The sequence below is a fragment of the Bradyrhizobium sp. 153 genome (assembly GCF_023073835.1).
Lineage (GTDB): Bacteria > Pseudomonadota > Alphaproteobacteria > Rhizobiales > Xanthobacteraceae > Bradyrhizobium.
This window is the reverse complement of record NZ_JADPKH010000015.1, coordinates 202,293-225,422: the sequence shown is the minus strand read 5'-3', so window position 1 is coordinate 225,422 and position 23,130 is coordinate 202,293. Positions and strand designations below refer to the sequence as shown.

At 65.6% G+C, this 23,130-nt stretch carries 18 protein-coding genes; 6 read left to right on the top strand and 12 right to left on the bottom strand.

The window, feature by feature from the left end:
* Positions 1 to 3 precede the first annotated feature (3 nt).
* From IVA91_RS03510 to IVA91_RS03490, 5 genes are all read left to right on the top strand, one after another.
* Positions 4 to 486 carry a cytochrome c-type biogenesis protein gene (locus tag IVA91_RS03510; RefSeq protein WP_247275853.1) on the top strand — a complete coding sequence of 161 codons (483 nt, stop codon included), beginning with the start codon at positions 4 to 6 and terminating at the stop codon, positions 484 to 486.
* Between the two features lie 281 nt (positions 487 to 767).
* Entirely contained in the window at positions 768 to 2,345 is a 1,578-nt protein-coding gene (locus tag IVA91_RS03505; RefSeq protein ID WP_247275852.1) for a Do family serine endopeptidase, read from the top strand.
* Between the two features lie 274 nt (positions 2,346 to 2,619).
* Positions 2,620 to 3,300, top strand: coding sequence for a response regulator transcription factor (locus IVA91_RS03500; RefSeq protein WP_247275851.1), 681 nt, complete (start codon positions 2,620 to 2,622; stop codon positions 3,298 to 3,300).
* Positions 3,284 to 4,744 (top strand): ATP-binding protein, encoded by a 1,461-nt coding sequence (locus tag IVA91_RS03495; RefSeq protein WP_247275850.1) that lies wholly within the window; start codon positions 3,284 to 3,286, stop codon positions 4,742 to 4,744. Before IVA91_RS03500 ends, IVA91_RS03495 begins: the two co-directional genes overlap by 17 nt.
* Complete coding sequence (locus tag IVA91_RS03490; protein ID WP_247275849.1) at positions 4,741 to 7,728, top strand: bifunctional [glutamine synthetase] adenylyltransferase/[glutamine synthetase]-adenylyl-L-tyrosine phosphorylase; 2,988 nt, start codon at positions 4,741 to 4,743, stop codon at positions 7,726 to 7,728. The genes IVA91_RS03495 and IVA91_RS03490 overlap by 4 nt, the downstream gene beginning before the upstream one ends.
* Here IVA91_RS03490 and IVA91_RS03485 read toward each other — a convergent pair.
* The 5 genes from IVA91_RS03485 to IVA91_RS03465 are packed head-to-tail and all read right to left on the bottom strand — an operon-like array spanning position 7,685 to position 13,665.
* Positions 7,685 to 7,918: a formate dehydrogenase subunit delta gene (locus IVA91_RS03485; protein WP_247415445.1), complete on the bottom strand. Its 234-nt coding sequence runs from the start codon at positions 7,916 to 7,918 to the stop codon at positions 7,685 to 7,687. The two genes, IVA91_RS03490 and IVA91_RS03485, sit on opposite strands and share 44 nt — an antisense overlap.
* Positions 7,908 to 8,735, bottom strand: a complete 828-nt coding sequence (gene fdhD, locus IVA91_RS03480; RefSeq protein WP_247275847.1) for a formate dehydrogenase accessory sulfurtransferase FdhD — start codon at positions 8,733 to 8,735, stop codon at positions 7,908 to 7,910. Before fdhD ends, IVA91_RS03485 begins: the two co-directional genes overlap by 11 nt.
* A 4-nt stretch (positions 8,736 to 8,739) precedes the next feature.
* Positions 8,740 to 11,613 (bottom strand): formate dehydrogenase subunit alpha, encoded by a 2,874-nt coding sequence (gene fdhF / locus IVA91_RS03475; protein WP_247275846.1) that lies wholly within the window; start codon positions 11,611 to 11,613, stop codon positions 8,740 to 8,742.
* A 10-nt stretch (positions 11,614 to 11,623) separates the two neighbouring features.
* The gene (locus tag IVA91_RS03470) at positions 11,624 to 13,180 is read right to left on the bottom strand and encodes an NADH-quinone oxidoreductase subunit NuoF (protein WP_247275845.1); all 1,557 of its coding nucleotides are present in this window, start codon (positions 13,178 to 13,180) and stop codon (positions 11,624 to 11,626) included.
* Positions 13,177 to 13,665, bottom strand: coding sequence for a formate dehydrogenase subunit gamma (locus IVA91_RS03465; protein ID WP_247275844.1), 489 nt, complete (start codon positions 13,663 to 13,665; stop codon positions 13,177 to 13,179). The genes IVA91_RS03470 and IVA91_RS03465 overlap by 4 nt, the downstream gene beginning before the upstream one ends.
* 223 nt (positions 13,666 to 13,888) lie before the next feature.
* Here IVA91_RS03465 and IVA91_RS03460 point away from each other — a divergent pair, with 223 nt between their 5' ends.
* Entirely contained in the window at positions 13,889 to 14,782 is an 894-nt protein-coding gene (locus tag IVA91_RS03460; protein ID WP_247275843.1) for a LysR family transcriptional regulator, read from the top strand.
* 201 nt (positions 14,783 to 14,983) lie between these two features.
* Here IVA91_RS03460 and IVA91_RS03455 read toward each other — a convergent pair whose 3' ends face one another.
* The 7 genes from IVA91_RS03455 to IVA91_RS03425 all read right to left on the bottom strand — a co-directional run bounded on the left by IVA91_RS03455 (position 14,984) and on the right by IVA91_RS03425 (position 23,130).
* Positions 14,984 to 17,314 (bottom strand): PAS domain-containing sensor histidine kinase, encoded by a 2,331-nt coding sequence (locus IVA91_RS03455; protein ID WP_247275842.1) that lies wholly within the window; start codon positions 17,312 to 17,314, stop codon positions 14,984 to 14,986.
* Between the two features lie 222 nt (positions 17,315 to 17,536).
* Positions 17,537 to 18,910, bottom strand: coding sequence for a cation-efflux pump (locus IVA91_RS03450; RefSeq protein ID WP_247275841.1), 1,374 nt, complete (start codon positions 18,908 to 18,910; stop codon positions 17,537 to 17,539).
* A 158-nt stretch (positions 18,911 to 19,068) separates the two neighbouring features.
* Positions 19,069 to 20,040: a zinc-binding dehydrogenase gene (locus IVA91_RS03445; RefSeq protein ID WP_247415438.1), complete on the bottom strand. Its 972-nt coding sequence runs from the start codon at positions 20,038 to 20,040 to the stop codon at positions 19,069 to 19,071.
* Between the two features lie 25 nt (positions 20,041 to 20,065).
* Positions 20,066 to 21,061, bottom strand: a complete 996-nt coding sequence (locus IVA91_RS03440; protein WP_247415436.1) for a nitronate monooxygenase family protein — start codon at positions 21,059 to 21,061, stop codon at positions 20,066 to 20,068.
* A 175-nt stretch (positions 21,062 to 21,236) separates the two neighbouring features.
* Positions 21,237 to 21,887 carry a hypothetical protein gene (locus IVA91_RS03435; protein ID WP_247275838.1) on the bottom strand — a complete coding sequence of 217 codons (651 nt, stop codon included), beginning with the start codon at positions 21,885 to 21,887 and terminating at the stop codon, positions 21,237 to 21,239.
* 47 nt (positions 21,888 to 21,934) lie between these two features.
* The gene (locus IVA91_RS03430; protein ID WP_124161485.1) at positions 21,935 to 22,138 is read right to left on the bottom strand and encodes a hypothetical protein; all 204 of its coding nucleotides are present in this window, start codon (positions 22,136 to 22,138) and stop codon (positions 21,935 to 21,937) included.
* Between the two features lie 218 nt (positions 22,139 to 22,356).
* Positions 22,357 to 23,130, bottom strand: a complete 774-nt coding sequence (locus IVA91_RS03425; RefSeq protein ID WP_247275837.1) for a fumarylacetoacetate hydrolase family protein — start codon at positions 23,128 to 23,130, stop codon at positions 22,357 to 22,359.

Sequence of the window (23,130 nt, the reverse complement as noted above, 5' to 3'; positions counted from 1 at the left end):
CCGATGCGCCGGATGTGGTTCGTGATCGTCGCGCTAATGCTGCTGGCCTCGCCTGCGGCGCATGCCGTGCAGCCCGACGAGATCATGTCGGATCCCGTCAAGGAGGCGCGTGCGCGCGAACTGTCGCGCGAGCTGCGCTGCATGGTCTGCCAGAACCAGTCGATCGACGATTCCGACGCGCCGCTGGCGCGCGATTTGCGGCTGCTGGTGCGCGAGCGGATTGCCGCCGGCGACAGCAATTCGCAGGTGCTCGACTTCCTGGTCGCGCGCTATGGCGAGTTCGTGCTGCTGAAGCCGCGTTTCGAACGCCAGACCCTGCTGCTATGGCTGCTCGCGCCGCTTCTGTTGGCTGGCGGCGGCCTGGCGCTATGGCTGCAAATCCGGCGCCGCGCGCGGAGCGGTGCAGATCTGCCAGCACCGCCGCTCACGCCCGAGGAAGAGGCGCGGCTCGCGGGATTGATGTCGGACGATGCGAAGTCGCAATAGCGTGGCGCGGCTTAGAATCCCAAGTCCAACGGCCTTAAGGGGTGCCGCTGCGGAGCAATCTAGGTCGCCAAAAGCTGTTCTGATGCGTTTCACCGGAACCCGACTAAGTTCCTGTAGGACCAGAACTTTTAGCCTGCGTTAAACTGCCGCATCGCCGCTGCCTTCATTACGAAAGTTTAACCCTGCCGCCAGCGCGCGGTAAGGCGGGAGCCCCCATGTTCAGGTCCGTAAGGTGCTGGCATCCGGCACCAAAAGAAATTCAAGGCCCTGGAGATCTCTGCATGACCGACCGTTCCGACCTCTCGCACCTCCCGTCCTACCGGCAGCCGCGCCGGTCGGTATTCTCCGCGCGCAAGATCGCGCTGATGGCCTCGGTCATCGCCGGCCTCGGCGCGGGCGTCTATGGCTTGAGCCCGTCGACCTCGCCGGCCGACCTGTTCTCCAGCCCGGCGCATGCGCAGGTCAATCAAGAGGTTCGGAAGGTCGAGCGTCCGATCGGCTTTGCCGACATCGTCGAGCGCGTGAAGCCGTCGGTGATCTCGGTGAAGGTCAACATCAAGGAGAAGACCGCGAGCAACGATGACGGCGACGATTCCTCCTCGCCGTTCCAGCCGGGCTCGCCCATGGAGCGCTTCTTCCGCCGCTTCGGTGGTCCGGATGGTTTCCCGGGCCTGAAGGGCGGCCGTGGCCGCGTCGTTCAGGGCCAGGGCTCCGGCTTCTTCATCTCGCCCGATGGCTATGCCGTGACCAACAATCACGTGGTCGACGGCGCCGACAAGGTCGAGGTCACCACCGACGACGGCAAGACCTATACCGCCAAGGTCATCGGCACCGACCAGCGCACCGACCTCGCCTTGATCAAGGTCGAGGGCAGCTCGAATTTCCCGTTCGCCAAGCTCGCCGACGGCAAGCCGCGGATCGGCGACTGGGTGCTCGCGGTCGGCAATCCCTTCGGCCTCGGCGGCACCGTGACTGCCGGCATCGTCTCGGCCAGCGGCCGCGACATCGGCAATGGCCCCTATGACGATTTTATCCAGATCGACGCGCCCGTGAACAAGGGCAATTCCGGCGGTCCGGCCTTTAACACCGAGGGGGAGGTGATGGGCGTCAACACCGCGATCTACTCGCCCTCCGGCGGTAGCGTCGGCATCGCCTTCTCGATTCCCGCCAACACCGTGAAGAGCGTGGTGGCCCAGCTCAAGGACAAGGGTTCGGTCAGCCGCGGCTGGATCGGCGTGCAGATCCAGCCGGTGACGTCTGACATCGCCGACAGCCTCGGCATGAAGAAGGCCGAAGGCGCGCTGGTCGCGGAGCCGCAGGCGAACGGTCCGGCGGCGAAGGCCGGCATCGAGTCCGGCGACGTGATCACCGCGGTCAATGGCGAGCCCGTCAAGGACGCTCGTGAGCTTGCTCGCACCATCGGCGGCATGGCGCCCGGCGCCTCGGTGAAGCTCAACGTGCTGCACAAGGGCCAGGACAAGGTCGTCAATCTCACCCTCGGCCAGCTGCCGAACACGGTCGAGGCCAAAGCCGACACCGACAATGACAGTGGCAAGGGTGCGAGCCGCGGCACCGACGTGCCCAAGCTCGGCATGACCGTTGCTCCAGCCAATTCCGTGGCCGGCGCCGGCAAGGAAGGCGTCGTGGTCACCGAAGTCGATCCGAAGAGCGCCGCGGCCGAACGCGGCTTCAAGGAAGGCGACGTGATTCTTGAAGTCGGGGGCAAGAGCGTCAGCACCGCCGCCGAAGTCCGCGATGCCATCAACACGGCGCGGACCGATAACAAGAACAGCGTCCTGATGCGCGTGAAGAGCGGCGGGCAGTCGCGCTTCGTCGCCGTGCCCATCGCCAAGGGCTGAGGCCTCAGGAGGCTTACGAGATGAAGGGTGTCGCCGGCATCAGTCGCCCCCGCCGACGGCGCCCTTCGGGGGAGCAGCGCAACGTTTGCTTCCCCTGTCTACCTTCCGGTGGAATTACGCCCCCCTCCGTCGGAAGGCCTAGGGCGGTGAAGTCCCCCCAGCTTCACCGCCCGCCTTTTCCCCGATCCGAGATCGTTCCGCTCGGCTTGCATGCGATTGCCGCTCGCGCCATGTTTAGAGAAGGTTCACTCCCTTGACTGCCGCCGAACGCACGATGCGCCTCCTCATCATCGAAGACGACCGCGAATCCGCCGACTATCTCGTGAAGGCGTTTCGCGAAGTCGGACACATTGCCGATCATGCCGCCGACGGCGAGGAAGGTCTCGCCATGGCCGAGAACGGCGATTACGACGTGCTGGTGGTCGACCGCATGCTGCCCAAGCGCGACGGCCTGTCGCTGATCGGCGCGCTGCGCGACAAGGGCAACACCACGCCGGTGCTGATTCTCTCCGCGCTCGGACAGGTCGACGACCGCATCAAGGGCCTGCGCGCCGGCGGCGACGATTATCTGCCAAAGCCTTATTCGTTCGCCGAACTGCTCGCCCGCGTTGAGGTGCTGTCGCGCCGCCGCGGCGGGCCCGCCGAGGACACGCTCTACCGCGTCGGCGATCTCGAGCTCGACCGGCTGTCCCACCGCGTCGCCCGCGGCAAGGACGAGCTGACGCTCCAGCCGCGCGAATTCCGCCTGCTCGAATACCTCATGAAGCACGCCGGCCAGGTGGTGACGCGCACCATGCTGCTCGAGAACGTCTGGGACTATCATTTTGATCCGCAGACCAACGTGATCGACGTGCACATTTCGCGGCTGCGCTCCAAGATTGACAAGGGCTTCGAGCGCCCGCTGCTGCATACGATCCGCGGCGCCGGATACATGATCCGTGACGGCATTCGGTAAACTCGTCCGCACCACGGCATTCCGGCTGACGCTGGTCTATCTGCTGCTGTTCGCGATGTTCGCGGCTTCGCTGCTCGCCTATTTCGCCTGGAATACGCGGCGGCTGATCACCGAGGAGATCACGCAGACGGTGAATTCCGAGACCTCGGAGATCAACGAGATCTACGGCCGCCGCGGCCTGCGGGGCCTCGTGCTCGCGATCGAGTACCGGGCGCTGCGGCCGGGCGCAAACCTCTATCTGGTGACTACGCCGACTGGGCAGGCGATCGCCGGCAATGTCGGCTCGCTCGCGCCCGGCGTGATGGCGACGCGCGGCTGGTCCGAGACAGCCTATCGGCGGATCGAGGATGCTGACGAACGCGATCATCGCGCGCTGGTGCGCGTCACGGAGCTGGAGAACGGCTTCCGGCTTCTGATCGGCCGCGATCTCGACGAGCGGCGGCGCCTGTTCGGCATCGTCGCGAAGGCGGCGCAATGGTCGATCCTGATCGTCGTGGTGCTCGGCCTCGGCGGCGGCGTCTTCGTCGCGCGCCGCGTGCTGAGGCGCATCGATGCCATGACCGGCACTGCGCAGCGGATCATGACTGGTGATCTCAGCGAGCGCCTGCCTGTGGGGCGCAGCGGCGACGAGCTCGACCGTCTCGCCGAAAACCTCAACGCCATGCTGGAGCGGATCGAGGCGCTGATGGCTGGGCTGAAGGAAGTCTCCGACAACATCGCCCACGACCTCAAGACGCCGCTGACGCGCTTGCGCAACCGCGCCGAAGAGGCGCTGGCGAAATCGGGCTGCGAGGCGGACTACCGTGCAGCGCTGGAGCGCACCATCGAGGAATCCGACGGGCTGATCCGCACCTTCAACGCGCTTCTGATGATCGCGCGTGCCGAATCCGGGCAGGCGCGCGGCAACATGGACGATTTCGACGCTGCCGAGGTCGCGAACGGCATCCACGAGCTCTACGAGCCGCTGGCTGAGGATGACGGCATGACCCTGAAGGTCAAATGCGAGCCGGCGCCGGTTCACGCCAATCGCGAACTGATCAGCCAGGCGCTCGCCAATCTCGTCGAGAACGCGATCAAATACGGCAAGCCGGCGGCGCAGACCGCGGGAACCGTGGTCAGCATGGACGTGAGGCAAATCACGATCGAGGCGAGGCGCGATGGCGACCAGGTGCTGCTCAGCGTCACCGACCGTGGTCCGGGGATCCCCGAAGCGGATCGCAAGCACGTCGTCGAGCGATTCGTGCGGCTGGAGGCCAGCCGCACGCTGCCGGGCTCCGGCCTCGGCCTCAGCCTCGCCTCGGCCGTTGCGACATTGCATGGCGGTGAGTTGCGCCTAGGCGATGCCCATCCCGGTCTCGTTGCCACGCTGGTGCTGCCGGCGCGCGCGGGCGCCGGCGACAGGGTTGCTCCGCCAATACCGGATGTGCCACAGAAGGTGGCATGAACCACTCCGCGCCGGGAAACGCGGACAAACATGGTGAGAGCCTCGCGGCACGCTTCGCCGAGGCTCCCTATGTTGCCGCTTCCACAACCGACCAAAGACGCTTCGAAAATTGGCTGGCCGAGCTCGAGCCGGTGCAATCGACCCGTCTCGAATCCCTGCTGGTCCGTCCCTTTGCGCGGGATATTCTGACCGGCATCGCGCAATTCTCGTCCTATCTGTTCGATCTGATTCGCGCCGATCCCCTGCGCCTGATCCGGTTGCTCGAATGCGATCCGGAGGTGCATCTTGGGGCGCTGATGGCGGAGGCGAGGGGCGCCGTGCTCGCGGCGCCGGATGAAGCCGAGGTGATGCGCCTGCTTCGCCGGATGAAGGCGGAGGCGGCGCTGCTGATCGCGCTGTGCGACATCGGCGGCGTCTGGCCGGTGATGCGGGTGACGGCGGCGCTGACGGATATCGCGGTGTTCTCGGTGCAGGCGGCGCTGCAGTACTTGCTGCGGCAGGAAGCTGCACGCGGCAAGCTCTCACCGCCCGATCCCGAGGCGCCCGAAGAAGGCTGCGGGCTGATTGTGCTCGCGATGGGCAAGATGGGCGCGGGGGAGCTGAACTATTCAAGCGACATCGATCTCATCGTGTTCTTCGATCCCGATGCGACGACGCTCGCGCCCGATATGGAACCGCAGCCGTTCTTCGTGCGCGTGACGCAAGGCATGGCGCGCATTCTCCAGCAGCGCACCTATGACGGTTACGTGTTCCGCGTCGATCTGCGGCTGCGGCCCGATCCGTCCTCGACCCAGGTGGCGATCTCCCGCGATGCCGCGCTGAACTATTACGAGCGGGAAGGGCGCACCTGGGAGCGCGCCGCGATGATCAAGGCGCGCGCCTGCGCCGGCGATCCCCGCGCGGGTGAAGCGCTTTTGGCAGAGATCGCGCCCTTCGTCTGGCGCAAGCATCTCGACTTCGCCGCGCTTGCCGACGTGCACGAAATGAAGCGACAGATGCAGACCTATCGCGGTCAGAGCGAGGTCGCGGTCGAGGGCCATAATGTCAAGGTCGGGCGCGGCGGCATCCGCGAGATCGAGTTCTTCGCGCAGACGCAGCAGTTGATTGCGGGCGGCCGCCATCCGGAATTGCGGGTGCGGCCGACGCTCAATGCGCTCGACGTGCTCGCCTCCAGCAACTGGATCACGTTCGCGGCGCGCGACGAGCTGACCACGGCCTACGAATTTCTGCGCCGGGTCGAGCATCGCCTCCAGATGATCGCCGACGAGCAGACCCATACACTGCCCGAGGACAAGGAGGCGGTCGAGCGCTTCGCCTGGTTCTTCGGCTACCCGGATCGGGAGGCCTTTGCGCGCGACCTGTTGCACCAGCTCCAGATCGTCCAGGGGCACTATGAAAAACTGTTCGAGGGCGATGATCCGACCGGGACGGCCAAACTGCCGGCGCTCGACTACAGTGCCGGTCCCGACGATCCGCGCCTGCTCCAGCACATTGCGGCGCTCGGCTTCAAGAAGCCGGCCGCCGTCGCGCAGACCGTGCGCGACTGGATCACCGGCGACTATCGCGTGTTCCGCAATGAGGCGACGCGCAACGCGTTCGTCGAATTCGTGCCGGCCCTGATCGACGGTCTTGCCCATGCCGAGGAGCCGGACCGCGCGGTCGTGGCGTTCGATCATTTCCTCGGCGCGCTTCAGCGCGGCGGCCGGCTGATCACGCTGCTCGGCCAGAACCGCGATCTGGTCGCACTGGTGGCGCTGGTGCTAGGCGCGGCGCCCCGGCTCGGCGAGATGCTGGCGCGGCAGCCGCAGCTCATGGACGGCCTGATCGATCCGCGCTTCTTCGGCGCCATGCCGGACAGGCAGGAATTGTCGGGACGGTTAGCTGCGACCGTGCAGGACGCGGGCTCCTATGAAGAGTTCCTCGATCGCCTGCGCCTGTTCGGACAGGAGAGCCTGTTCCTGATCGGTACGCGTATCCTGTCCGGCACGGTCTCGGCGCAGCAGGCGAGTACCGCTTTTGCGGACGTCGCCGAGGGCATCGTCCACACCGTGCATGGCCTCGTTGCCGAGCGCTTTGCCGCCCAGCATGGCCGCATTAGGGATCAGCAGACCGCGATCATCGCGATGGGCCGGCTCGGCAGCCGCGAGATGACGGCGTCGTCCGATCTCGACCTGATCCTGCTCTACGATTTCGACAGCGACAATCCGGACTCCGATGGTGCGAGATCGCTGCAAGGTGCCCACTATTTCGCCCGCTTTACCCAGCGTCTGATCAGCGCCTTCACGACGCGCACCAATTACGGCGTGCTCTATGAGATCGACATGCGGCTGCGTCCGTCGGGACGCGCCGGTCCCGTGGCCTCGAGCCTGGTTTCGTTCGCGGACTACCAGGCGAACGAGGCCTGGACCTGGGAGCACATGGCGCTGACACGCGCGCGCGTGGTGTCGGCCTCGCCCGAATTCCGGGAACGAATCGAGCGCGTCATCCGCGACGTCTTGACCCGACGCCGCGATCCCGCCATCACCGCCAACGACGTTGCCGACATGCGGCGCGCCATCGCCCAGGAGAAGGGCGAGGCCGATTGCTGGGATCTCAAACATGCCGCCGGCGGTATGGTCGACATCGATTTCATCGCGCAATATCTCCAGCTCGTGCACGCCCACGACAAGCCGGAGATCCTCGACGTCAGCACCATGCAGGTGTTGGAAAATGCATGCAGGCTCGGCGTGCTCGCGCAGTCTGAAACCGAGATATTGCGTGCCGCGGCCCGGCTCTATCACGACCTGACGCAGATCTTGCGGCTCTGCGTCAGCGATCGCTTCAAGCCGGAGACGGCGGGCACCGACCTCTTCCGTGTGATGGCACGCGCCGGCGATGCGCCGGATTTCTCGTCGCTGCAGGCGCGAGTGAAGGAGACGCAGAGCGAGGTGCGGCGCGTGTTCAGGGCGCTGCTGGAAGGGTCGTCGTCTGCTTCAGCGAGGTGAGGGCCTCGCGGACATCAGGCGCAAGGTCGGCGCCGCCCGCATCGAGATGGGCGAAGATCGCGCGTTTCATACGGGGATCCCAGAACTTCTTGATGTGCTCGGCGATGCCCGGCACGGCCCTGTCGTGGCCTTGACTCTGGAAGAATGTGCCGATCTGGTTGGCCATGTAGATCAGACGGTCAGGCGACATCGGCAACCTCCCTGGCATGGCGGGCGACGACCCGGTCACCATGCGAAAACACTTCGAAGCCGTCTTGGCGGGCAATGGCAATCAGCGTGATGCCGGCGGCTTCCGCCGTGCGCACCGCGAGCGCGGTCGGCGCCGACACGGCAACCATCATGGGGGCGCCGATCGCGGCTGTCTTCTGCACCATCTCCACCGAGACGCGGCTCGTGAGCAGCACTATGCCGCCGCGCGCATTGGTGCGGCTGCGTGCCAGGGCACCGGCAAGCTTGTCGAGCGCATTGTGGCGGCCGACGTCCTCGCGCAGCGCGACGATGTTGCCGGTAGGGGACCAGAACGCGGCGGCGTGTACAGCCCGGGTCTGTAAATTGATCGATTGTAGCGGCGCGATGGCCTGCATCGCCGTCATGACCTCTGCGGCCGTGAAGCTCTGCCCCTGCGGCACCACGGCCGCCGGCCGCACCGCCTCGGCAATGGACTCGATGCCGCAGATGCCGCAGCCGGTCGGACCTGCGATGTGGCGACGACGCTCGTTGATGCGCGCGGCATGTTTCGGCGCCAGCCACATGCGCAGCTCGATGCCGTCGTCGAGGCGGACGATTTCGAGCGATCGGATCTCGTCGGCCGATCCGACGATGCCTTCGCTCACGGTGAAGCCGACGGCGAAGTCCTCGAGGTTCTGCGGCGTCCCCATCATGACGGCGTAGGTGCCGCCATTATAGGTCAGCGCCAGCGGCGTCTCCTCCGGGATCAGCCGCGCGCCTTCAGAGGCCGTCCCGTTGCGCCAGATTTCACGATCGATAGCCTGGACCGCTACGTGCATGCCATTACTCCGCGGCCTCGGCCGGCACGATGCGGCGGGACTGCCGCGCCTGCGCGTCATAGGCCTTCTGCCAGTCGGACGGTCCGTTCGACGGCGAGACCTGCACCGCCGTAACCTTGTATTCGGGACAGTTGGTAGCCCAGTCCGAATAGTCGGTCGTGATCACGTTGGCCTGCGTGTCCGGATGATGGAAGGTGGTGTAGACGACGCCGGGCGCGACGCGATCGGTGATCTCGGCGCGTAGTGTGGTCTCGCCGGCGCGGCTCTTCAGCCGCACCCAGTCGCCGTCGCGAACGCCGCGCTGCTCGGCATCGTGCGGATGAATCTCGAGCCGATCCTCGGCGTGCCAGACCACGTTGTCGGTGCGCCGGGTCTGAGCGCCGACATTGTACTGGCTGAGGATGCGCCCTGTCGTGAGCAGCAGGGGATAGCGCGGGCCGGTGCGCTCGTCGGTCGCGACATACTCGGTGACGACGAATTTGCCCTTGCCCCGGACGAAGCCGTCGATATGCATCACCGGCGTGCCCTCCGGCGCCCTCTCGTTGCAGGGCCACTGCACCGAGCCGAGCTCATCTAACTTGGCGTAGGAGACGCCGGCAAAGGTCGGCGTCAGCGCCGCGATCTCGTCCATGATCTCGGAGGGATGGCTGTAGTTCATCTCGAAGCCCATGGCCTTGGCGAGGCCGATGGTGACCTCCCAGTCGGCAAGACCGTTCTTCGGCGTCATCACCTTGCGCACGCGCTGGATGCGGCGCTCGGCATTTGTGAAGGTGCCGTCCTTCTCGAGGAAGCTCGATCCGGGCAGGAAGACGTGGGCGTAGTTTGCCGTCTCGTTGAGGAAGAGATCGTGGACGATGACGCATTCCATCGCCGACAGCGCCGCCACCACGTGCGAGGTATTGGGATCGGACTGGAGGATGTCCTCGCCCTGCACGTAGATCCCCATGAACGTGCCTTCGACCGCGGCATCGAACATGTTGGGAATGCGAAGGCCAGGCTCCGGGTTGAGCTTGACGTTCCACAGCGCCTCGAACTGGTCGCGCACCGCGTCGCTCGAGATATGGCGGTAGCCGGGCAGCTCGTGCGGGAACGAGCCCATGTCGCAAGAGCCTTGCACGTTGTTCTGGCCACGCAGCGGGTTCACGCCGACGCCGGGACGGCCGATATTGCCGGTCGCCATCGCGAGGTTGGCGATCGCGATCACGGTGGTCGAGCCCTGGCTGTGCTCGGTGACGCCGAGGCCGTAATAGATGGCGCCGTTGCCGCCGGTCGCGTAGATGCGGGCCGCTTCGCGCAGCGCCCTGGGATCGACACCGGTGAGGATGGCGGTGGCTTCCGGGCTGTTCTTGGGCTGGGCGACGAAGGCGGCCCATTCCTCGAACTCGCTCCAGTCGCAGCGCTCGCGCACGAAGGCTTCGTTGACGAGCCCTTCGGTGACGATGACATGCGCCAGCGCCGTCATCACAGCGACGTTGGTGCCGGGCATCAGGGGCAAGTGGAGCGCCTTCACGTGCGGCGATTCCACCATCTCGGTGCGGCGCGGATCGATCACGATCAGCTTGGCACCCTGGCGCAGCCGCTTCTTCAGTCGCGAGGCGAATACCGGGTGCGCCGAGGCAGGATTGGCGCCGATGATGAGCACGACATCGGTGTCCTCCACCGAGTCGAAGTCTTGCGTGCCGGCAGAGGTGCCGAAGGTGGTGGCGAGACCGTAGCCGGTCGGCGAATGGCAGACGCGGGCGCAGGTGTCGACATTGTTGTTGCCGAAGCCGGCGCGGATCAGCTTCTGCACCAGATAGGTTTCTTCATTGGTGCAGCGGGACGAGGTGATGCCGCCGATGGCGTCGCGGCCGTATTTCTTCTGAATGCTCCGCATCCTGGCGGCGGCAAACGAGAACGCCTCGTTCCACGACACCTCGCGCCAGGGATCCTCGATCCGCTCGCGGATCATGGGTTTAAGGATGCGTTCCTTGTGGTTGGTGTAGCCCCAGGCGAAGCGGCCCTTGACGCAGGAATGGCCGCGATTGGCCTTGCCGTCCTTGTAGGGCACCATGCGCACCACTTCTTCGCCGCGCATCTCGGCCTTGAAGGCGCAGCCGACGCCGCAATAGGCGCAGGTGGTGACGACGGAGTGCTCGGGCTGACCGATCTCGATCACGGATTTTTCCGTCAGCGTCGCGGTCGGGCAGGCCTGGACGCAGGCGCCGCAGGAGACGCATTCGGAGCCGAGGAAGCTCTCGTTCATGCCGGGGGAGACACGGCTGTCGAAGCCGCGGCCGGAGATGGTCAGCGCGAAGGTTCCTTGCACCTCCTCGCAGGCGCGGACGCAACGCGAGCAGACGATGCACTTGGAAGGATCGTAGGTGAAGTACGGGTTGGACTCGTCCTTCGGCATCCATTTGTCGTTGCTGCAGCCATCCGTCTTCGCAAAGACATGATTCTCGCCCTCATAGCCGTAGCGCACGTCGCGCAAGCCCACGGCGCCGGCCATGTCCTGCAATTCGCAATCGCCATTGGCGCCGCAGGTGAGGCAGTCGAGCGGATGGTCGGAGATGTAGAGCTCCATCACGCCCTTGCGAAGCTGCTTCAGCCGCTCGGTCTGGGTCCGCACGACGAGGCCGTTCGTCGCGGGCGTGGTGCAGGAGGCCGGCGTGCCGGCGCGCCCCTCGATCTCGACCAGGCAGAGCCGGCAGGAGCCGAACGCGTCGACCATGTCGGTGGCGCAGAGCTTTGGAATCTGATGGCCGGCTTCCATCGCCGCGCGCATGATCGAGGTGCCCTCGGGCACCGAAATCTGCTTGCCGTCGATGGTCAGCGTCACCATCGTTTCCGATTTGGAAGCCGGCGTGCCGAAGTCGATTTCTTCGATCAGAGACATGGTCGTTCTCCTATTCCGCGGCCTGAAGCGTGGTCGGCGCCGGAAGGAAATCCTCCCGGAAGTGCTTCAATGCGCTGAGCACGGGATAGGGCGTGAAGCCGCCGAGCGCGCAGAGCGAGCCGAATTTCATGGTGTTGCAGAGGTCTTCGACGAGCGTGATGTTCTCGCTGACGCGCTCGCCCCGCATGATCTTCTCGATGGTCTCGACGCCCCGGGTCGAGCCGATCCGGCACGGCGTGCACTTGCCGCAGGATTCGACCGCGCAGAACTCCATGGCAAAGCGCGCCTGCCTGCGCATGTCGACGCTGTCGTCGAACACGACGATGCCGCCATGGCCGATCAGGCCGTCGCGCGCGGCGAAGGCCTCATAGTCGAACGGCGTGTCGAACAGGGCGCGGGGAAAATAGGCGCCAAGCGGGCCGCCGACCTGGACCGCGCGAACGGGACGGCCGGTGAACGTGCCGCCGCCGACGTCGTCGACGAGCTCGCCGAGCGTCACGCCAAACGCGGTCTCGAACAGCCCGCCATGGCGGATGTTGCCGGCGAGCTGGATCGGCATCGTGCCGCGCGAACGCCCCATGCCGAAATCCGCATAGGCCTTGGCACCCTCAGCGAGGATGAAGGGGATGGCCGCGAACGACAGCACGTTGTTGATGACGGTCGGCTTGCCGAACAGGCCGTGATGCGCCGGCAGAGGCGGCTTGGCGCGCACGAGGCCGCGGCGGCCTTCGAGGCTCTCCAGCAGTGAGGTCTCCTCGCCGCAGACATAGGCGCCGGCGCCGACGCGCACCTCGAGATCGAAGGCTTGCTTCGAGCCGCCGATATAGCTGTCGAGATAGCCGCTGCGCTTCGCCGCCGTAATGGCAGCGTTCATCGCCTCGACCGCGTGCGGATATTCGCTGCGGATGTAGATGTAACCTTTGGCCGCGCCGACGGTGAGGCCAGCAATCGTCATGCCTTCGATCACCAGGAAGGGATCACCTTCCATGATCATGCGGTCGGCGAAGGTGCCGCTGTCGCCCTCGTCGGCGTTGCAGACGATGAATTTGCGGTCGGCCTTGGCCTGCGCGACCGTCTTCCATTTGATGCCGGTCGGAAACCCCGCGCCGCCACGGCCGCGCAGGCCGGACGCGGTGACCTCGCTCAGGATCGCATCCGTGCCGAGCGAGAGCGCGCGCTCCAGGCCCCTGTAGCCGCCATGGGCGCGGTAGTCGTCGAGCGAGCGCGGATCGATCACGCCGCAGCGGGCGAAGGTGAGGCGGGTCTGGCGCTTCAGCCAGGGGAGCTCGTCGATCGCCCCCAGCCGTAGAAAATGCGGCGTGTTGCTGGCGAGCGCATCGAACAGGGAGGGCACGTCGGTTTCGGTGACGGGGCCGAACGCGATGCGGCCCTGCGGTGTCGCCACCTCGACCAGCGGCTCCAGCCAGTACAGGCCGCGCGAGCCGGTCCTAACGATGTCGATTGCAACGCCCCGCCTGGCGGCGGCTTGCTCAAGCGCCAGCGCGACCTCGTCGGCGCCGACGGCCACCGCGCCGGCATCACGTGAGACGTATAGACGCATGCTCATCGCTGCGCCTCCGCAACCAGCGCATCGAGGCGCTTCTGATCGAGCCGTCCGATCAGGCGCCCGTCGAGCATCGCGGACGGCGCAGTCGCGCACAGGCCGAGGCAGTAGATCGGCTCCAGCGTGACGCGATCGTCGGCGGTGGTGCTGCCGAGCGACACGCCGAGCTTCGCCTCGGCGCGCGCAGCGAGCGCATCGCCGCCCGCAGCCTGGCAGGCCTCGGCGCGGCAGAGCTTCAGCACATGGCGGCCGGCCGGCTTGTGCCGGAAATCATGATAGAACGTGAATACGCCGTGCACTTCGGCGCGTGACAGATTCAGCGCCTGAGCCACCATCGGAATGGCGGCCTCCGGCACATAGCCGAACGCCTCCTGAAGAGCATGCAGGATGACGAGCGTCGCGCCTTCCTGCCGAGCGTGTTCGGCGATGATCTCGGCGCCGCGCGTCTCGTCCCAAGGCTCGTAGCAAGGCTCGTAAACCGCTGTCATTCTTCGTTCTCAACTTGAGCGTTTCTGATCGCAAACTATTTGGAATCGCTCGAAGATCAATAAAGCTGTCCCGTGCTGCGATTGCGAATTCGGATCGATTGGCACCGGCGATCGGTCGATCCGAAAATGCAATTATGGGCATTCCGCTCGGCGGTTTTTGCGTGTTGCAAGGGGGCGAGCGTGCTAGCTTGCATGCCACGACAGAATTCGAGGGGACGACCGGTTGATCGACAAGCTTGAACTATTGCTGGCGCTGGCGAAGGAGCGGCATTTCGGACGCGCGGCGGAGGTCTGCGGCGTGACGCAGCCGACGATGTCGACCGGGCTCAAGCAGCTCGAGGAAATCCTCGGCGTGATGCTGGTCCAGCGCGGGTCGCGCTTCCAGGGCTTTACGCCGGAAGGCGAGCGGGCGCTGGACTGGGCGCGGCGGATCGTGGGCGATGCCCGCGCCATGCGCGACGAGATCAACGGGCTGAAGCATCAGCTCTCCGGCGAGATCCGCATCGCGGCGATCCCGACCGTGCTCGGCATGGTCGCCGCGCTGACGACGCCGTTCCGCGCCAGGCATCCCGAGGTGCGCTTCCGCATCCAGTCCACCACCTCGTCCGAGGTGCTGGGGCTGCTGGAAAATCTCGAGGTGGATGCGGGGCTGACCTATATCGAGAACGAGCCGATCGGCAAGGTGCGTACCATTCCGCTCTACAACGAGAGCTACCGGCTCCTGACTGCCCCCGATGCGATGTTCGGTGATCGCGAGACGGTGACCTGGACCGAGGTCGGGCAGGTGCCGCTGTGCCTGCTCACGCCCGACATGCAGAACCGCCGCATCATCGATCGCGCGCTGCGCTCGGTCGGTGCCGAGGCGACACCGACGCTGACCTCGAACTCGCTGCTGGTGCTGTTCACGCACGTCAAGACCGGGCGCTGGGCGAGCGTGATGCCGGCCAAGCTCGCCGAGACGCTCGGCCTGTCCGACACGGTGCGTTCGATCCCGATCGCCGACCCCGAAGTCAATTACAGCATTGGCCTCGTGATCCCGCAGCGCGATCCGATGACGCCGCTAATCGCGGCGCTGGTCAATGTCGCGCGCGAGGTCGCACCGACGCTGCAATCTTAAAGCGGAATGTGCTTCGCTTGAACCGAGGCGAGAGCCCAGATCACCTCTCCCGTAGGGAGAGGTCGGATCGCATCGAAGATGCGGTCCGGGTGAGGGGATCTGGTCTCACTGGATGCCGCGGCCCCTCACCCGGACCTCTCCCCGTCGGGGAGAGGTGATTCCGAACGCCGACCGAACCGGGCTCCATCATGCTTGAGGGCTTTACGCTGCAGCCGATATCCCGGACGCCGCCTTGACGGCGTCGCGCGGCAGCGTCACGCGCACCACCGTGCCGACATCGATTTTGGAACGCAGCCGCATCGAACCGCCGTGGAGCTGCGCCAGCGAGCGGGCGATCGCGAGGCCCAGTCCCGAGCCGTGATAGGTCTTGGTGAGCTGGCTCTCGACCTGCTCGAAGGGGCGGCCGAGCCGCGCCAGCGAATGCGGCGCGATCCCGATGCCGGTGTCGGCGATCATCAGCACGATCCGGTCGTCGAGCTGCCGGCTGCGCACCACGACGCGTCCGCCGTCGGGCGTGAACTTCACCGCGTTGGACAACAGGTTGACGATGATCTGCTTGGTGGCGCGGCGGTCGGCGACGACGGAGATGGATTTGGCGATGTCGGCATCGAGCGTCAGGTGCTTGTCCTGTGCCCGGCCAGTGACGACGCGCAGGGATTCCGCCAGCGTCCGCGACAGGTCCAGCTCTTCCATGTCGAGCTTCATGCGGCCGGCCTCGATCTTGGACATGTCGAGGATGTCGTTGATGACCTCGAGCAAATAGTGGCCGCTGGTCAGGATGTCCTGGCAGTATTCCTGGTACTTCTCCGAACCGAGGTCGCCGAACATGCCCGAGCCCATGATCTCGGAGAAGCCGATGATCGCGTTGAGCGGCGTGCGCAGCTCGTGGCTCATATTGGCGAGGAATTTCGACTTGGTCTGGTTGGCTTCCTCGGCGCGAGTCTTCTCGCGCTGGTACTTTTCGGCCAGGTCGGCGAGCTCGATCGCTTGGCGTTCGAGCGCGGCCTGCGAGCGCTTGAGGTCGATGACGGTGGCGCGCAGGCGCAAATCGTTGTCGACCAGCTTCTGCTCGTGCTCCTTGATGCGGGTGATGTCGGTGCCGACCGAGACGTAGCCGCCGTCTTTGGTGCGCCGCTCGCTGATGTGCAGCCAGCTGCCGTCGTCGAGTTGTGCCTCGAAGGTGCGCGCGCCCGGGCCCTGGCTCGCGGTCTCGTTATGGCGGGTGCGCACCTCCGGCATGCGGCCGACTTCGAGCACGGTCTCGTAGGAGGTGCCGGGGATCACGGCGGTGTCGGGCAGCTTGTGCAGGCGCTGGAAGTGCGAGTTGCAGAGCACGAGGCGATCGCTCGCGTCCCACAGCACGAAGGCTTCCGGAATGGTCTCGATCGCGTCGCGCAGGCGAAGGTCGGCTTCCACCGTTCTCTCGGCGAGGCTCTTCTGCTCGGTGATGTCGACCGCGATCCCGATCAAGTGCACGCTGGAATCGGTGGCCCCGCGCGTCTTCTCGCAGCGGACGCGGAGCCAGATCCAGTGACCGTCGACGTGCTGCATGCGGAAGGTCTGGTCGATGTGATCGATCTTCTCGGAGATGAGCTGATCGGCGATCTCGAACAGATCAATATCGTCGGACTTCACCAGCGCGTTGACCTCGCCGAAGGTGAGGAGCTCGTTGCGGCCGTCGAGGCCGAGCATCGAGAACATTGACTGCGACCAGAAGATCCGGCCGCGCGACAGATCCCAGTCCCACAGTCCGCAGCGGCCGCGATTGAGCGCGGTGTCGATGCGGCCGCGCACGGCGTCGTTGATGAGGTCGCCTTCGCGGGCGCGGGTCGACTGCCAGTGAAAGGCAAAGCCCAGGATCAGGACGACGAAGCCGGTGGTCGCCGACAGCGTCACCGAGAGCGCGGCATCCGAGCCCCAAATCGGCTCGTCGCGTTCCTGGATCACCGTGACGAAGCCGGGCAGCGACTTGATCTGGCGCGAGGTCGCCATCGCGGCGTTGCCGTTCGGCAGCGTCATGTCGGCGACGTTGCCGTCGCGCGGGGGCGCCGCGAGCAGTTGCGCCGTCGTGATCGCGTCGAGCAGGCGGTCGTTGCCGGAAGGGTCGCTGTCGACCGGTACGCGGGCGAGGATGCGGCGGTCGATGCCGGTCGAGGCGACAATGATGTGGCGGCCCAAGGCCGTGCCCCAGGACGGAATGAGATCAGGCAGCAGCGTCGGCAGGCTCTCGATGTTCTTGAGCCGCTCCTGTCGCACGGAAGTGAGGCGGTCGATGCGTTCGGCGAGCAAATCGGCGAGCGCCGAGATGTCGTGCCGGATCACCAGCCGCTTCTGGCGCGTCTGGTCGACGACCTGCACGAACGCGCCGAGGCAGATCGTGATCAGGAAGGCGATGATGAGCGTCGGCACGGCGCGGCGCAGCGCCGGCTCCGCGATCAGCAGCCGGTGATAGGCAGGTTTCGCGATCGATTGCGCCAATCCCTTGATCGAATCGGATTGAACGCATGCGTTCGCGGCGTCTGCACGCGCCATGCCTTCGGCCCCCTGAAAACCTGCTTACGACGAGTGTCGAAAGCGGCCCCACGTCGCTTTCGAATCACACCGATTTGAATCCAGTTTTCGCGGGCTGTCGAGAGTCAACGAATCCTTAACGCGAAATTATTCTTATCCAACGCGCAGTTTGCGCATCGCTTGTCCGTAAAGTGACGTGCGCGACGGGTCCGAAACGAGAACGTGTGACTCTTCGCACGTGTGTCACGCACGCGGGGGCTCGGCGTGGCTGATCACGCGCTTCACGCTCGGGAAGGCGCGCCGCAATGCGCGCTCGATTGCGTCGACATGCTCGTGCACCTTGATCACGCTCATCGACGGAGTGGCGCGGCAGTGAAAGTTGACGATCTCGCCGGCCTCAGTGTTGCGGACGCGCACATTGTGGATGTCGTGGATCTCGCCCTCGCCAGCAAGCTCGGTCAACGCGGCGGCAATGGCCTGCACGCGCTCCGCGGGGGCGTCGACGCCGAACGGCAGTTCCGGTTCCAGCGGCTCGATATGGACGTCGACCTCGACGTCCTCGCCGAATTCCTCCTGGATGCTGCGCTCCAGCGTGTTGGCGACATCGTGGGCGGCCTCGAGCTGCATTTCGCCATCGACCTCGAGGTCGATGCCGACGATCAGCTTGGCGCCGAGGTCGTGCACCGTGACGTGGTGGATGGCGAGGCCGGAATTGCGCGCGATCACCATGATGCGGTCGCGTACGGTCTCGTTGTTGCGCGCGACGGGGACAGCCGTGAAGGTGAGGTCGGCGTCGCCGAACGCTCTGCTGACGGCGGCTTGCGCATTGCGCTTGATGTCCTCGACGCGGTCGATCGGATAGGTCCGCGGCACCTTTGCGATGGTATCGATGAAATAGGTTGCACCGACCATGCGCACGCGCAGCCGCTCGACGTCGATCACGCCGGGCACGCTGCGGATCGCGGCCGTGGCCTGCTCATGGGCGCCCTCCGGCGCGCGATCGACCAGCGTCTGCACGGTCGAGCCCGCCATGCGCAGGCCGAGAGCCGCGATCATCACGGCGACGGCGGCGGCCGCGGCCGCGTCACCCCACCAGAAACCGAGTCCGGCGAGGATCAAACCCACGATCACGGCAGATGAGCCCATCACGTCGGAGGCGAAATGCAGTGCGTCCGCGGCAAGCGCTTGGCTCCTGGTCTCCCGCGCAGCGCGGTGCAGCGCGCGGGCGCGCCAGAGATTGACGGCGATGTCGATCACCAGCACGACAAAGGGCACGGCCGAAATGGTCGGCGGCGGGGTTCCCTCCCGCAGCCGGCTATAGGCCTCGACCAGGATGCCGCCGGCGAGCACGTAGAGCAGGGCGGTGACGCCCAGCGCCGAGACGCTCTCGAGCTTGCCATGGCCATAATGGTGCTCCTCGTCGGCCGGCTTGTCGGACACCCGCACCACCGCCCAGGTGATGATGGTCGCGACCAGGTCGATCGAGGAATGCAGGGCCTCGGAGATCAGCGCCAGCGAGCCGATCGCAATTCCGACCACGAATTTGGCCGCCGCCATGCCGCCGCTGGCGAAGATCGAGATCGCGGCGACCGAGGTCTTGTTGTGCTGGGAGATCATGGCGGGGATTTAGCAGGGCGTGGGTGAACATCAAGCGACGATCCACAGCCGTAGTCGCAAGTGACTTGCAGGAGCGACGGCGATGTCATTCCGGGATGGTGACCAGACCCGAATCTCGAGATTTCAGGTTCGGTTCTTCAAGCGCTCCGGAATGACGGTTAAGGCACCGTCACGACGATCTTCCCGAGATGCTTGTTCGCCTCCATGTGCGCGAACGCCTGATCGATGTCGTCGAATGTGAACACCTTGTCGATCGGCAGTTGCAGTTTTCGCGACTCGACCGCGCCCCAGATGTCCTTGCGCACCTCCTCGAAGATCTCGCGGACCTCCTCGATGGTGCGGGTGCGGAAGGTGACGCCGACATAGTCGATGCGGCGCGCGGCGTGCAGGTCGAAGTTGAAGTCGGCATGGGTGCCGCCGAGCCGGCCGACATTGACGATGCGGCCCTTCACCTTCGTCGCGGCAAGATTCTGGTTCGCGACCTTGCCCGAGACCTGGTCGACGATGAGATCGACGCCTTCGCCGCCGGTCGCTTTCAGGACCTCGTCGACCCATTTCGGATCGGAGCTATCGACGGCCAGATCGGCGCCGTATTCCTTCAGCCGGCCGCGGCGAGTGGCGTCGGTCGACGAGCCGATTACGAGCTTGGCGCCCTTGAGCCTGGCGATCTGCAGCGCCATCAGACCGACGCCGGAGCTCGCGCCCTGAATCAGCACGCTCTGGCCCGCTTGCACGCCGCCGACGGTGACGACGGCATTGTGCATGGTCGCGAGCGCGACGGGGAGGGTGGCCGCCTCCTCGAAATTCATGTTCGAGGGCGCGTGGAACAGCCGGCCGTGATCGGCCAGCGTATATTCGGCAAATGCGGCACTGCCCGACCCCATGATGCGGTCGCCGATCTTGACGCCCTTCGCGTCCGGCCCGAGCTCGGCGACTTCGCCAGCCCATTCCATGCCGAGCACGGTGCCGACGCCGCCGGCTGCGCCGTGGGCATGACCCTTGCGCATGCCGGTATCGGCGCGGTTCAGGGCACAGGCGCGGACGCGGACCAGCACCTGCGTGCCCTTGGGCTTTGGTTGAGCGACGTCGGAAATCGTAGCGCCGTCAAGACCGTAGACGTAAGCCTTCATGTCTTACACTCGCTTCTTACAGTGATTATTCCGCCGCTTCGTGTTGCCGCTGAACGATCATGCCCCCCAGCCGGCTGCGGATGATGGCTTCCGCCTCCCGCACGATGCGGGAGACCAGCTCGGCGCAGCTCGGGATGTCATGGATCAGGCCCTGCACCTGGCCGGCCGACCAGATGCCCTCGTCGGAATTACCCGTCGCGTAGACCATCTTGCCGCGGGCACCGGCGACGAGTTCGCGGATGTCCTCGAACTTGGCACCTTCCTTTTCCATGGCGACGACCTTGGTCGAGATCGCGTTCTTGGCCACGCGCGAGGTGTTGCGCATGGTGCGGAAGATCAGCTCGGTCTCGCGCTCGTCATTGGCGACGATCTTCTCCTTGATGAGCTGGTGGATCGGGCTCTCCTTGGTGGCCATGAAGCGGGTGCCCATGTTGATGCCGTCGGCGCCTAACGCCAGCGCGGCAACGAGGCCGCGCGCATCGGCAAAGCCGCCGGAGGCGATCATCGGAATCTTGATCTTGTTCGCGGCGGCCGGAATCAGGATCAGGCCGGGAGTGTCGTCCTCGCCCGGGTGGCCGGCGCATTCGAAGCCGTCGATCGAGAGGGCATCGACGCCCATGCGTTCGGCCGAGAGCGCGTGACGGACGCTGGTGCATTTGTGCACGACCTTGACGCCGTGCTTCTTGAATTCGTCGACATGCTCCTGCGGCTTGTTGCCGGCGGTCTCGACCACCTTGATGCCGCTGTCGATGATGGCGGCACGGTATTCGGCATAAGGCGGCGGCTTGATCGCGGGCAGGATGGTGAGGTTGACGCCAAAGGGCTTGTCGGTGAGGTCGCGGCAACGCGCGATCTCCTTGGTCAAGTCTTCCGGCGTTGGTTGGGTCAGCGCCGTGATGAAGCCGAGCGCGCCGGCGTTGGCGACCGCGGCAACGAGCTCGGCGCGCCCGACCCATTGCATGCCGCCCTGGACGATCGGGTGCTCGACGCCGACGAGCTTAGTGAACCGTGTCTGCAACATGATGTTTCCCCCGTCGGTGTGGCGCTCTGGTCTCGCTTGATGGAGGGGAGGATGCCGCCCGGACCGGGAAATGTCTATTGTCGCGCCGTGCGGTGCAGGCGGGGCGATCATGCGACAGGTGAGGGGATTCCGTAGGGCGGATAATTGGGTCGCCGCTGCCGGACGGGGCGAAGAGCTAGTCCGCCGACAGCCGCACCATCTGGCGGCCGCCGTTCATTTCTTTGAGGCGGTTGACGAAGTTTTCCGGGCGCTGCCAGCGGTTGGGGACTTGCAATCCCATGAACTCGGCGATGTCGCCGATGAAGCCGGTGCAGTTAGTGGTCTCGGCGTTCCACACGGGCGAACTCGCCTGCAATTTCTTGATGTAGGCGAATACGCGCTTGGCGTCAGCCTCGTTCAGGTACACGCGATAGCTCGCGGTCAGATATTCCGGATCGAGATCGCCGTAGCTGGCGCCGGTCTCGGAGGGCACAAAGGTGATGTGGCCGAGCACGTAAGCAAGCGTGTCGCCGGCGGGTGTGAGGCCCGCGACCTCGACCGCGCGTTCGCTGGTCTTGCCGTACCAGACGAAGGCGTGGCCCCAGCTCGCGGCGGTTCTCGCCCGGAAGTCGACGTAGTACGGACCTTTCTCCGCACGCGCGACGGGACGCCGCGTCGCTTGCGGGGCCGGTCGCGATGTGGTGTCGGTCGTAGCAAGCGCGTTCGCATCGGCAACGCGCTTGTTCGCTTCATGGGCCGAGGCCGAGGGCATCGTGCATGCGATCATGGCCGCGAGCGCGAAGCCCGCGAGGATGCAGGATCCCGATCGACCAGATTTGTACGTCACGCTGTGCCCCTCGACTCTCGCCCGCTTACGCAGCTTCGTGTTGCGTGTCAGTAGCGCGCTGCGACCGGGCCGGGCGCCTTGCCGATCGGGGCCTTTCCAACCGGGCTCTTGCCGATCGGCATCTTGCCGATCGGAGCCTGCTCAGCCGGATAGGCCGGCACGGGCTGGCGGCGCGGCAGATCCGCAGCGTTCGCAGCCGTGACCAGAGCAAGCGTGGCACCGAGAGCAAATACAATCTTCTTCACAGTCATACCCCTAGAAGGTTAGTCCAAACACGGCGGCGCCGTGCCCCCAGACACGCCTCACAGAAGGGCGGCCGAATGCGTCCAAGTTGCGGCACGCGCGGGACATGTTGACGGCATATGTCGGGCGTACGCAGATGTGATGTGTACGGATGTTTTCGGGGTGTGTGACGGCCGAGGATTGGGCTGTCGCTGCGCTCATCCGGGCTGCGGCGCCGCGCCGGCAGCTACAGCCGAAACTCGTTCGTTAGCTCGCCGATGCCGTCGATCGCGACAGTCACGGTGTTCACCGGCTCCTTCATCACGCCGACGCCGACCGAAGTGCCGACGGCAATGAGGTCGCCGGGCAGCAGGGTCATGTCGTGGGAGATCCTGCTCACCAGTTGCTGAGCGCTGAAGATCATGTCGGAGATCGGATAGTTCTGCCGCTCCGCGCCGTTGAGGATAGTGCGGACCGTGAGCTTGGCCGGATCAAGGCCGGTGGCGATGACGGGCCCGAACGGGCCGTAATCGTCGATGCCCTTGGCGCGAGCCCATTGCGGGAAAGTGGAATCGCTGGTCAGGATGTCGTTGGCGGTGATGTCGTTGACGCAGGTGTAGCCGAAGATGAAGCTGTCCGCTTCGCCAGGGGAGACGCGGGCGCATATCCTGCCGATCACGATGCCGAGCTCGCCCTCATAGGTGGTCTTGCCGTCGTAGTAAGACGGGCGGCGGATCACGGCGCCAGGCGTCGTGATGCTGGTGGTGGCTTTCAGGAGATACAGCGGCTCCGGCGGCTCGGGCTGGTTGAGCTTGGCCGCGAGCGCATGGAAATTATTCCAGAGCGCGACGATCTTGCTGGGCGCGCAGGGCGCGAGCAGCTCCACATCCGACAGCGCCAGCATCTTGCCGGTGCTGGCGTTGCGGCCGAACATCTCGCCCTCATGCACGCTGATGCCTGATGGCGTCAGCGTGCCGAAGCCGGTCGTGCCGCCATGGCGGAAGCGCAGCCAGCGTTTCAT